The 12,230-nt window shown below is 39.7% G+C and carries 10 protein-coding genes; 5 read left to right on the forward strand and 5 right to left on the reverse strand.

Annotation, left to right across the window (positions count from 1 at the left end):
• The first annotated feature begins 462 nt into the window (after positions 1-462).
• The 4 genes from M2387_RS24175 (at position 463) to M2387_RS25980 (ending at position 2,701) form a co-directional block, all read left to right on the forward strand.
• Positions 463-780 carry a transferrin-binding protein-like solute binding protein gene (locus tag M2387_RS24175; RefSeq protein ID WP_409040398.1) on the forward strand — a complete coding sequence of 106 codons (318 nt, stop codon included), beginning with the start codon at positions 463-465 and terminating at the stop codon, positions 778-780.
• Positions 781-834: 54 nt separating this feature from the next.
• Positions 835-1,545 (forward strand): tetratricopeptide repeat protein, encoded by a 711-nt coding sequence (locus M2387_RS24180; protein WP_259053173.1) that lies wholly within the window; start codon positions 835-837, stop codon positions 1,543-1,545.
• Complete coding sequence (locus M2387_RS24185) at positions 1,542-2,249, forward strand: surface lipoprotein assembly modifier (protein ID WP_259053174.1); 708 nt, start codon at positions 1,542-1,544, stop codon at positions 2,247-2,249. The genes M2387_RS24180 and M2387_RS24185 overlap by 4 nt, the downstream gene beginning before the upstream one ends.
• A 239-nt stretch (positions 2,250-2,488) precedes the next feature.
• Positions 2,489-2,701 carry a hypothetical protein gene (locus M2387_RS25980; RefSeq protein ID WP_409040382.1) on the forward strand — a complete coding sequence of 71 codons (213 nt, stop codon included), beginning with the start codon at positions 2,489-2,491 and terminating at the stop codon, positions 2,699-2,701.
• 403 nt (positions 2,702-3,104) lie between these two features.
• Here M2387_RS25980 and M2387_RS24195 read toward each other — a convergent pair whose 3' ends face one another.
• The 5 genes from M2387_RS24195 to M2387_RS24215 form a co-directional block, all read right to left on the reverse strand.
• Positions 3,105-5,774 carry an autotransporter outer membrane beta-barrel domain-containing protein gene (locus M2387_RS24195; RefSeq protein ID WP_259053175.1) on the reverse strand — a complete coding sequence of 890 codons (2,670 nt, stop codon included), beginning with the start codon at positions 5,772-5,774 and terminating at the stop codon, positions 3,105-3,107.
• Positions 5,775-6,403: 629 nt separating this feature from the next.
• Positions 6,404-6,715, reverse strand: coding sequence for a PTS lactose/cellobiose transporter subunit IIA (locus M2387_RS24200; protein WP_259053176.1), 312 nt, complete (start codon positions 6,713-6,715; stop codon positions 6,404-6,406).
• 10 nt (positions 6,716-6,725) lie between these two features.
• Complete coding sequence (locus M2387_RS24205; protein WP_310572799.1) at positions 6,726-8,105, reverse strand: glycoside hydrolase family 1 protein; 1,380 nt, start codon at positions 8,103-8,105, stop codon at positions 6,726-6,728.
• 30 nt (positions 8,106-8,135) lie between these two features.
• Positions 8,136-9,464 (reverse strand): PTS sugar transporter subunit IIC, encoded by a 1,329-nt coding sequence (locus M2387_RS24210; RefSeq protein ID WP_259053177.1) that lies wholly within the window; start codon positions 9,462-9,464, stop codon positions 8,136-8,138.
• A gap of 18 nt (positions 9,465-9,482) precedes the next feature.
• Positions 9,483-9,788 carry a PTS sugar transporter subunit IIB gene (locus M2387_RS24215; RefSeq protein WP_259053178.1) on the reverse strand — a complete coding sequence of 102 codons (306 nt, stop codon included), beginning with the start codon at positions 9,786-9,788 and terminating at the stop codon, positions 9,483-9,485.
• A gap of 1,139 nt (positions 9,789-10,927) precedes the next feature.
• Between M2387_RS24215 and M2387_RS24220 the strand changes: the two genes are divergently transcribed.
• Entirely contained in the window at positions 10,928-12,223 is a 1,296-nt protein-coding gene (locus M2387_RS24220) for a carbohydrate porin (RefSeq protein WP_259053180.1), read from the forward strand.
• Positions 12,224-12,230: the final 7 nt, after the last annotated feature.

Below are 12,230 nucleotides of genomic sequence, written 5' to 3' on the forward strand. Positions count from 1 at the left end.
ATCAGATACTTTCAAAGTAAAGACTCTGGCAAAAGCACCAGAATATTCAAGTAGGAGTGATTATTCCTTTGCTTCCACGCGATGAAAATATCAAAGTGTATAGTAGTACCCTGACAGGATATAACCATGCCGCCATGAATTACTATATCCCAATGTTAGTAATCTACATGAGGCAATCCCAATGTAGAAGGGGTGCCTGGCTATAACCATTGTCTTCTCGATTTCTGATATTAAAGTCTCGCATATTCTCGATCGCATTGATCTGTTTGGAAACTATCAGGAGATTTATAATAAACGACTAAGGGTCAGAATTTACCTGTAGAGAACTTAATCAGTGAGCCGATGAAATGTCGTGAAGCTGTGGCTTATTTACGTATTCATGAGATAGCTCGATGTTATAAAAACAGTTGGTGATTATAATTAATCCTTAAAGTTATCACGCCAGGTTTTAGGGATGCCACTCTGGCGGCAAATGTACCGACGCAGGGAACAGCCACCTATATCGGTAGCAGTATGCGCGAAAGCACCCGGAGTGATGCCACCTTCAACGTTGATTTTGGGGCGAAAACCATTATTGGAAACATCTCCGCAAGAGATGATTACGGCAGTGCAGTTGCGATGCAAGGCAAGATCAGTAATGGCGGTTTTAGCGGTGATGCACAGTCTGGTGGCCAGAACGGCACTTTCATCGGCCATTTCAATGGTCCGGCAGCCGAAGAGTTGGGCGGAATTGCCCAGTTTAACGATCCAACTAAAAATACGTCGTTTGGTGCAGTCTGACAATAATCTTTACGGCCAGCTAGTCTGGCCTGTTTTTCTTTGATGGTATCACTTATGAAATTTCGGGTTTTAGCTATACTGGGACTACTGTGCCCGGTCAGAGCAATTTTTGCTGCACCATCTGAAACCAATTACCTCCCGGCAGCGAGTCAGTTAGACCGATTAGCACCTACAAACTTCGCCAACGACAGTCATTCTGCAAACCGGATTAATAATGCCGATCTCTTGTCGCAACCTGAATTAGCTAAGGTGATGCTGGATCAGGCCGTTCGGGAGGGTCAATGGCCTGTCGTTCGCGCAATTTTGCCGGTTTACTCCGTTTCTTTACAACCCGATATGATGCTGATTCACTTTGCGCGAGGAGGCTTGGCACGCAGCGAAGGCCACTATGATCAGGCTATTAAGCACTATCGTGCCATCTTAAGCGCACATCCTGATTTTAATGCTGTGCGCCTGGAAATGGCACGTGCAATGTATGAAAATCGTCAGACTGATGCTGCGGAGTATCAGTTCCGCAGGGTATTAAGCAGCAATCCACCAGAGAATATTCAGCAGAGCATTACGAAATATCTGGAGCTTATTCAACAGGGTAGTCCACTTAGGGGAATGTTTAGCATTAGCTATCTCAACGATAGTAATGTAAATAATGCTTCTTCAGATGATACTGTACACGTATTGGCGATCATTTATTTATCCGTAATAAAGACAGTCTTCCGCAACGCGGCGAGGGTGCACAGTTCAGTGGCGCGTTGCAAAAAGATATGACGCTGTATAATCATCACGGCTTGCGTTTTATTGGCACGATTTATAGCAAAAGCTACTGGAATAATCATCGCTTTGATGACATAACCGGGCGTGTTTACGTCGGCTATCATTGGCGTGATTTTCGTACATTATTTTCCGTTTTACCATTTTATGAGCAGCGCTGGTATGGCACCGAAAGCTATTCATCCGGACCCGGTATACGTGCAGAATACAGTTATCTCCTTTCTCCCCGCTGGCAGATAAGCCAGGCGCCGGAATATCAGAAACTCGGTTACGACAACAGCGATTATGTTTTTTTGCGCGGTCATAATAGGCTTTCATCTACCACGCTTTCCCACACCTTTAATTCGCGAGTGTCTCTGTTGGGCGGAGTAGATTTACTGGAGCAGCAGACGCTAACCCAAGGTGAAAGTAACCATCGAATCGGCTTACGTACCGGACTGCAGGTTGATCTCCCGTTGAAAATATCGTTCTCGGGGATGGGAGTATTTTCCCGCCGTTTTTACGAAGGTAATAACGATATTTTCTTATCGCGCCGCCGTGATAATGAGCAGTATTACAGCTTAGCCGTCTGGCACCGTGATTTCGATATGCTTGGTCTCATGCCCAAGTTAAATTTTACCTATAAACGGGTAAACAGTAACATCGACTTTTACGACTATCATCAGAGAAATATCAGCCTTTCACTGGATAAGAACTTCTGATTTCACGGTGTCATTTACGGTTAGTGGCTAATTTGGAATGTGGGATGTCCTCATGTGGTTTATGAAAACATTACTAACATCGGAGTGTGTTAATCAACGGGAGCACATCAGCTCACGGATATGCAATGACCTGATTCGCCGTATTTAAAAATTTCCATGAATTTCCATGCTGGCTCGCTTCACTTCATATGACTGTAGCTAACAACCATGTACCCATATATAAGGGTAGAGGGGGATTGGTGAAATCTGTCAAAATGGAGCTAGCTCTATACATCTATTATGGACTACGGGAAATTGCTGAAAATACGGAGCAGCGCATTCATGTTTTTCTGCGCCGTGAAGGCTTGTTGGTTAGCAGTAAGAAAATATATCGTATTTACTGCCTCGAAGGGCTCAACCCATGTGACCGCCAGACACCTGAAAGGCTGGCTTTCGCCCGTATTCATCACTAAATAGCCAGACTCCGGCAGAATTTGTCCGAAGTAACCAAAAAGGTCCGAATTTCGGATTTAGCCTGGTACGGATACTGAGAGGAGATCAAGATTGGCAAATTATTTATAGTGTTTACTTTTAAACATCGGATATGTTTCTCGACCGGAAAAAATTTACATAATTCAGGGCATTTGATTAGCTATCTAAAAGATCTGTCTTATGTGTCCTTATCTACTTTTACAGCACAGTAATGTGCTTCTTGTTCTAAGGTGCAGTAAATGCGAGTTCTTCGTTTCGTAGCAACGGCTTCTTTTTTAAGGGTACATTCATTGTCTCGACCCGTTGAACTCACATTTGCCTGTTAGAACTTTTAATGCGATAGAGCTTGTTCAGGAACCTTCCCGTTATTCAGCCACAATCCAATCAAAAACTGTACTTTCCACCCAGCATCACTGATGTATCGCTATAGCCCTTATCACCTAACTGCAGAGCTACATTACCCCAAACACCAAACAGCTTACTAAACTGACCTTCTGTACCCACTTTCAATTCAGTAGTGTTCGCTGTACCAGCCTGTTTCACCACTACGCCATCCATAACGCTAGCAAAGTCACGCGTGTTATGTATCCAGTTTACTTCCGCGAACGGTCGGAAGTTATCATTCTGACCATCATTAGTTTTACTATTATCACCAATGTAAGTTTTCGCACCCAGACGGGTCTGGATATTACCATTCCCTTTTCCGGAAATTTCGGTACCGTTTAATTCTGTATGTTTATCGGCCTTCACACCCATCCAGGTAAATGTAGCTTTAGGCTGGATGAAGTACGACTTCAGTCCGTCTTCAGTCTGGTCCAAACGAAAGGTATAACCGCTTTCCAGAGATGCAGTTATACCCTGCGAGTTATAGGACTCACTGCTCATCTCTTCACCACTTACCCGGTTTTTAAACCAGTTGTACTGAGCCAGAGTACCTACATATGCTCCAATCTTATCCATATTACTGGCATACCAAGTACCGTATACCCCCGTGCTGTAGCCAATGACGGAGCCATTGGCATGGTAGCCGTTGACACTCGATGTTGTTTTATTTTTGCTATTTGCATAGCCGACCATAACACCGAGATGGTAGCGGTCATCAGTGCTTGAGCTCCATTGAGTAATATCCCCCCCAATTTGCATGACATAGCGATTAGCGAGTGTTTTCAGTTGACCACTGCTATCCCGTGAACGGGTATGACCCCCTTCATTACGTAACCACATGCTAGTGACTTTCTTCTCACCTGTCAGAGCATCGGTATACTGAGTTTCCCCGATTAAGTCATGAAGATGCATGGTGAATACATTGTTAGCCACCGCTAAATTTGCAGCATAGGTGCTAGATTCTGGACGCATTACTTGAGCAGCACTATCCTGTTCTTGCCAACTATTCAGATACCAGTTGCTGGAGTTACTTCCCTGCCCACGAACCAATGAGTAATCATAGGCTCCGGCTACAATACGACTATCCTGAATAAAGACTCCGTCGGATTGACCATTAACGGAAATAATCTCAATACCATTCAATGTTTTAGATCCTACTCCGCCAATGTTATTAAAAAGGACAGAAGATGTGCCGAAGGTATTACCGTTAATGATCAATTTATCTGTTACAGAGTTATCGCCACCCAAGACGGTATCAAAGATCAACGTGCCACCATTACCAATGTAGTTGCCGTTAATAACTGTAGTATCGCCGGCACGTTCGTTCGCCATCGTCAGGCGACCTGAGTGAGTGAAAGTTCCTACATGGTTAAGCGTGGTCGTCTGCACATTGTCAGTGGAAGATCCGTTGGCAGTAATCAGGGTACCCGTGTTAACAAGGGTATTTTCACCTGTACCGAATTCACTGATGCCGTCTGACATATCCCATGTAGCGCCATTAGCATTGGTGAAGATATTTCCTTCGTTTCCTAACTGAATTTTACCAATAATACGGTCAGCATTCGTGATGGCGCTGGCTCTTCCCTGAGTAATAATGGCGTAACCATAGGAAGGGCCTTGAATCCTGGCAGTGTTGATGATTGAGGTCTCCCCGCCGCCATTGTTCTCGGCATAAATTCCGTTACCCCAGCTCGAGATATCACCACTGACGTTAATCGCCAGATCCGTAGCGCTACTGCCATTAACGGCATTAATTCCGTTTGCTCCGGATAGGGTGCCTGATGAGGTGATGTAGGTCATCCCAGAACCATTATTCGTAGTATTAATGCCGTTCTCCCCGACACCAATATTAGCACTGCTGTTAATCGTCATATCAGTGGAATTGGAATCATTACTGGCATAAATCCCGTGTTTGCCACTACCTATATTGCCTGATGCGCTAATAGCTGTAGCTCCAGTTCCCTTGTTAATGGTATGAATCCCATCATCTCCGACATTGATGTCACCACTGCCGTTAATTGTGATATCCGTGGCAGTAGCCGCATTATTGGCATAAATCCCGTATCTACCACCATTGATAATGCCTGTTGTTGTGATAGAACTAGCCCCGGAGCCATTGTTCGTGGTATTAATCCCATCCTGTCCAACGCCTAGCTCTGCGCCAGAGGAAATCGTTAATCCTTTGGTATTGTTACCATTAACGACATTAATACCCACACTTCCGCCACTGATAGTGCCTGTTGTTGTAATAGTAGTCGTCCCAGAGCCATTATTTTGGGCAGAAACAGCATCGCCCCCCCCCTTCACATGGCCACTGGTGCTCATGACCATACTCGCGGCATTATCATCATTAATGGCGGTAATCCCAACATCGCTACCGACGATCTTTGACTGATTATCATCCTTAAATACTAGGTCACCACCACTGTTAGTCAGTTCGATAGCACTCTTATCCGTGGTATCTATATCGAATCCGGGAGCTGTAGAAACCGACAGCGATGACCCGGTGAGCCCTATACCATTTGTTTCACTCCCAGAGCAAACATAGGTCGTCGAGTCGGCTGAGTTACAGGAGCCAGCCGCCTGAGCGGAGGAAATAAATACGGTTATAATGACCGGTGTGGAGAGAACGGCAAGTCTTACAGAATTAGCTAATACATCACGCTTCATAGGATCATCCACTCTTATATGATTGTTATGGTCTACATTGCTGTAAATGCTGACTTAGTTATTGTTGCGTCATGACAGATTCAAAAACTGTTTTTTACTTCAGGGCTAACAAAAAATATAAATAATATAAATATTTATATTCATTAATTCATGGCTGATTTTCTGGAATAGTTCAGCCAATAGCAGTGTTTTTTTGATATATACTCTACAGATAATTTTGTACACTTGACTCGCTCTGACAGAGCGCTGCTAGTAGGTATATGTATTTCATTAGACTATTACCTAGGCATCGCTCTTTGCATTATCATTCGCTTAAGATGTATTCTCATCTTTTAAATTAACAACTTCTTTCATTATGAAATGAAAGAGGTTGTTAGCTATGATTCTACCGCTGGCACGCGCACATTTCAGCCATCCCAATAAAAATATAGAAAAATTTCTTACAGAATATCGCAACTATATAAATACAACACACTCTATAGATAACAAATATCTAGTGGTCGAATACCGATGGAAACATGACTTGATGAAAAGGACTACCAGGTTGAAATATATTTAAGCCAGATATAATCTGACAGACACTTGGATAAATACCCGAGAGCTGTCAGATTAAGCCAAAGAGAATACAATTAATCAGTGTTACTCTGATAGAGCTCTATCAGTTCGGTAATTATTTCTCGGCAAAGAATGGATGTCATCAAATGATCTTGAGCATGAACCATCACAAGTGTCATAGGTGTTTTACCCATGCCCTCATCCTCTTCAATCAATTTGGTTTGTATAATATGAGCTTCTTTTCCTGCCACAACGGCCATCTTAAGCAATGAATTCGCCTTTTCGAAATCACCCGCTTTGGCGCACTGTAATGCTTCGTAGCATAAACTTCTTGAGTGACCAGCATTGACAATAATGCCCATTACAGCTTCTTCAGCATCTAACATATAATCCTCGTTAAAATCCGTTGTTTGTCGAAACGTCTGCGAACCATTCACCACTTTTTTTAATTGTACGAACTTGTGAATTTATATCTAAACTAATAAAACCATAGCGATTCTTATAAGCATTCATCCACGACCAGTTATCAATGAAAGTCCATAGATGGTAGCCATGACACTGTGATCCTTCACCGATTGCTCGATGTATCCATTTTAAGTGTTCTCTAATAAAATCAATTCGATAATGGTCATCGATTTGTCCACTATCAGAAATAAATCTTTCTTCATTTTCTACCCCCATACCATTCTCTGATATATAACAAGGGATATTTCCGTAGTTATCACGTAGATTTATCAATATATCGTAGATTCCTTTTTCATAAATCTCCCATCCACGATATATATTCATTTTACGACCAGGCATTTCATAATTTTCAAAAAACCAATCGGGCATGAATGGTGATTCTGGATTAATAGCCGTCGACCGAGCTTTTACTCTTCGCGGTTGATAATAATTAATCCCGAGAAAATCAACCTTTCCTTCCCTTAAGGAATCTAAATCACCAGGTTCACAAATAGGCAACTGATCATGCTCTTTTAATATATCAATTAATTCTTGAGGATACTGTCCATGTATTGCCGGATCCAAAAATGAACGATTAAAAAATAAATCAGCAAAAAAAGATGCCTTCAAATCTTGTTCATTATCAGAGCGTGGATAGGAAGGTGTTAAGTTTAGAACAATACCAATTCTCCCACTTTGTGCCATACCTTTATATGCTTTTACCGCAAAACTGTGTGCCAGCATCATATGAAATGCAACCTGAGCGGCACTTTTAAAATTAACTTTGTTTGGGTAATGAAAATCATATAGATATCCACCTTCAACGACAACAACAGGCTCATTAAATGTCATCCAGTTTTTAACCCTGTCACCAAAAAGGGCAAAACAAGCTCTAGCGTATTTTTCATAGCCAATAACAGTATGTCTACTTTCCCATCCACCCTGATTTTGCCAATACAGTGGCATGTCAAAATGGAAAAGACCGAAGACTGGCTCAATATCACTCTCAATTAATTCATTAATAACATCATTATAAAATTTAACTGCCTCATCATTGATATTTTCACCATCAGGCATCAATCGAGACCAAGAGATAGATGTACGAAAACTGTTATGGCCAATTCTCTTCATTAAAAGAATATCGTCACGATAATTCTTATAGAAAGTTGATGTTTCACTTGGTCCAATTTGACCATGGAATCGATTAGGTTCTAAACTAAACCAATGATCCCATATATTTTGTTTTTTCCCACCATCATTAGTAGAACCTTCAGACTGTGTAGCTGATGACGCGCTTCCCCACCAAAAACCTTTCGGGAATTCAAATTCCATAGATAACCTCATAACGACTAAAAATGACAATTATGCTTTTTCAACTTTCAATTCAAATTCTGTTTTACTATCTTTCTGAGTTGCATCGGCATTGAGTAATGTTTTTTCATATGCTCTCAGGAAAGGGTAATAAATTAGAGCTGCAACTGTCATACAAATAAAACAGAGTATTACTGGTGCAATTGCCCAATTAGTTGACCAAGATGCACCAATTGGAGCTGGTGTAGTCCAAGCTGTTAACATTACGACTTTCTCAACTAGTCCTAAATCAATGGCATACCATGCCAGGATAGCGTTAATAACTGGAACAAATACGAATGGGATAAATAATATCGGATTCATAATAATTGGTGTACCGAATAAAATCGGTTCATTGATATTGAAGAGGCCGGGAACGAATCCCATTTTCCCTATCGTGCGAAGATGTGCTGCCTTGCTTCTAATCAGTAAAATTGCTAAAGGTAAAGTTGAGCCTACACCACCTATAAATAAAAAATGATCCCAGAATCCTTGTAAAAAAGTATGTGGAATAGCTTGCCCTGCAGCTAAAGCAACTTGATTAGATGCAAGATTAGCCATCCAAAAGGGATTCATGATCCCAGTAACAATCATTGTTCCATGGATCCCTGCAAACCATAAAATTTGACACAGGAGTACAGCAATTATTACAGCAACAAGGCTATCAGATGCAGCGACTAAAGGTTGAAGCATAGCCATAATTGCTTCAGGCATGATCATCCCAGTCAGATAATGAATGAATAGATTCAATGGATGTAGGGTGAGCATTATAACAATGACTGGAATCAGTACTTCAAACGACCTTGCAACTCCGGATGGAACCTGCTCCGGTAATTTAATCGTAATATTATTTTTCTTTAACCAGTGATATACTTCTGTTGCATATATTGAACACAACAATGCAGTGAATATTCCCTGACCGGAAAGGTATTGCATTGATAAGGCGCCATTTTTCATATCTGCTGCGACTAATAAAAATGACATCAGTGATAATAAACCGGAAACAATTGGATCTAAAGAATAATATTTTCCAAGACTTGCCCCTATACCAACTGAAATGAATATGGTCATTAACCCCATACTCATATTATATGGCAGCATTAATTGATCACGATATGTTTCAGAGAACTTTAGCCAAGCTTTTGCGAATTGAAATTCAGTATTACTTGAAATCGGTGGAAATATAAACACAAGCATGAAACTACCAACAATCATAAAAGGCAATGCAGCAATAAACCCATCACGTATTGCTAGAACATAGCGTTGCTGTGCAATAACCCCTGCTATAGGCGCAATTCTTTTTTCAATTATGTTAACAAGAATATTATAAAGTGAGCTCATGAATCATTTCGCCTAATTTTATTTAGCAAGTTCTAATGCAACAGTGAGGACTTTATCTCCCCGTAGCATCCCATAATCCATCATGTCGATTGATTGAACTTTGATACCGTACACATCGGCTTTCGCGGATAAATCATTTAACATATATTTGATTTGTGGACCGAGTAACACAACATCATAATTTGGAACTTGTTCACTAAATTCAGCTACACCAAATGCCTTTATTTCAACAGAGATACCTTTTTCCACAGCTACTTCTTGCATTTTTTTCACCAGTAAACTCGTTGACATACCAGCCGAGCAACACAACATGATTTTTTTCATTTGTACATTACCTTCATGAGTAAAATTTTAAATAATATAAAACGATAACGACAAAAAAAGAAATCGGTTTCATAAATAATGTTTCTAATCGTGACTTCGATCACCAAATAAAAAATAATTTCATTAAAAAACAACACATTAGCTTTTGTTATTTTTATGCGTCAAAAAAATAATGAATCAAGATACCGATATCACCCAGCTATCATAAACACGTTACGATAACCACTAGAACCAATAAAGTTATTTATTTTTACGATTACATCAGTTTTTTAAATTTCTTAATCAATCGTGCAAAAAATGTTATTTAAATGTTTATTTTCAATTACTTATATATGTTTTGGTAACCGATTTTTAATATAACGATATTCATATGCAACCCTTCTGAAATTATATCTATATAACTGATATTAAAGGATTAAATTAACATATTATTAATCTATAACCATATGGGGATAAATCCTTCACGCTCTAAATCTTCTCCAACATTTTTATAAAAAATAAGAATTTTTCAGAAAGGAGAGCAGTCGTCAGTAAGTAGAAATATTTTAAAGACAAAAATACAGCATAAGTAATTGATAATAAATTAATTAAACAATATTAAAAGTGTGATGGGTCGCACAAATCACAACAAAAGTAAAAAACCCCCTTGATCATGAAACCGATTTCTTGGAAATTAAATGCAACTAATCCATGTTCACATTTCGAAATGTATTTAATTATTTTGAATGAATAGTATCGAAATCATCAGTTCTGTATGCGTATTGACATTGATTCCAGAGCCAATAGTTATCTAGGAAAATTCAACTATGAAGGTTCAGTTGCGATATGAAAACGAGTTACAAAAATTTCTAGGATTGGATGCATTACATCACTATAACAAAGCGAAGATGATGTGACTTTAGAAAAAAATCTCATAATAAAATGTTAACTCATGATGTAAAAAATCACTAAGACTAATGATTTATCTCACAAGAAAAATATAATATCACTTAGTTTAAAATGATGAAACAAAGACTCTATAAATTGAAGTATTTAAATTCATTAAATACTCTACAGATTATCAACATAGGTGATCTGAATATTAATTGACAATGTTTTTATATTGTTTCACATATTAATCAATCAATGAATCTGGAAAAATGATGATGGAAAAAAAATTTCTCACACGTTCTATGCTGCTCTGTTTCAGCGTTTTATTTTCGGCTAACACTATAGCAAGTGAATCCTTTGGATTTCATGGATATATTCGTGCTGGTTCATTGTTTGATGCTAAGGATAATTACAAAAAAGCTGGCTATGCATATGAAATGGAAAAAGTTATGGGTCGGCTTGGGACTGAAGTGGATAACAGTTGGGAAGGACGACTTAATAAATTGTGGGAGTTAAACAATGGAAAATCCGTCAATATTCATTTCAATATTGAGTCCAAGGGCGATGGATTGCAGACTCGCGCGGCGCCACGCGAAACAGGAGTATCAGAAACATATGTTGAACTTGGCGGAATAACGCCAACGGGAAAACTATGGGGCGGCCTCAGATATAATGGCCGCGATAATTATGTTTTCACCACAGATTATTTTTATACTGATTACTCCGGAACTGGTATGGGGGTTCAAGATCTTCAAATCGGTGATGGAAAGTGGGATTTTGCTTATATCGTTAGTAATGATACCAGCCATTCTGATCGCAGAAATGGCGATGAAGCAATTATGCATACTGTACACATTGGTGCGAAATATAGTTCATGGGACTTTGAATTTGCTGCAAAACAAATGCCTGAAAATAAATTTACAGGTGATGATACCAAGTATGCAACAAAAGGTATTGAAGGAACGATAATATACTCCCGTGATGATTTCTTTACTATTCCAGGTGGCTTCTCAAAAGTCATCGCACAGGCAGGACGTGGTCTTGGCGCTGGGGATTTGTTAGGTGCAACCTTAACTAATACTTCCATGTATCGTAAAAGTTCTTTGTATCAGAAAACACTGCAAGATGTTAATGATGGTTACAAACCTTATCAAACTAAAGTACAGGAAGGTGATCAGTCATATCGTATGTTTGTATGGGGTGGATGGTATGGCGCTAAATTACATCTCTTACCTACTCTGGCCTATCAATATAACGATCATGAACAAGGATTTCGTGATTCCTGGTATGGAGCATCATTACGTTCAGTGGTTCCATTCACTGAATTTTTCTCTATTCAAACTGAAGTCGGTTATGTTAACAATGACATCAAAGTTAACACTATGGATCTCAGCAGCCATTCCAATAAAATCAGCTTTGTTCCAACATTTACAGTGAATACCGGCTCTGGTCCATCTCCTGAAATCAGACTACTCGCGACCTACGTCAATCGCCAATATGAAGCACCATGGATGAATAGTGGAGAAGATTTTCTTGTCGGAGTACAAGCAGATATGTGGTGGTAAAAATCGA

It is taken from the genome of Klebsiella sp. BIGb0407, assembly GCF_024807845.1.
Classification (GTDB): domain Bacteria; phylum Pseudomonadota; class Gammaproteobacteria; order Enterobacterales; family Enterobacteriaceae; genus JGM124.

Coding starts and splice junctions, on each gene's coding strand:
- M2387_RS24200 (WP_259053176.1), bottom strand. CDS start 6,715: ATGTTAGATGCTGAAGAAGCTGTAATGGGCATTATTGTCAATGCTGGT.
- M2387_RS24195 (WP_259053175.1), bottom strand. CDS start 5,774: ATGAAGCGTGATGTATTAGCTAATTCTGTAAGACTTGCCGTTCTCTCC.
- M2387_RS24220 (WP_259053180.1), top strand. CDS start 10,928: ATGATGATGGAAAAAAAATTTCTCACACGTTCTATGCTGCTCTGTTTC.
- M2387_RS24205 (WP_310572799.1), bottom strand. CDS start 8,105: ATGGAATTTGAATTCCCGAAAGGTTTTTGGTGGGGAAGCGCGTCATCA.
- M2387_RS24215 (WP_259053178.1), bottom strand. CDS start 9,788: ATGAAAAAAATCATGTTGTGTTGCTCGGCTGGTATGTCAACGAGTTTA.
- M2387_RS24210 (WP_259053177.1), bottom strand. CDS start 9,464: ATGAGCTCACTTTATAATATTCTTGTTAACATAATTGAAAAAAGAATT.
- M2387_RS24180 (WP_259053173.1), top strand. CDS start 835: ATGAAATTTCGGGTTTTAGCTATACTGGGACTACTGTGCCCGGTCAGA.
- M2387_RS24185 (WP_259053174.1), top strand. CDS start 1,542: ATGACGCTGTATAATCATCACGGCTTGCGTTTTATTGGCACGATTTAT.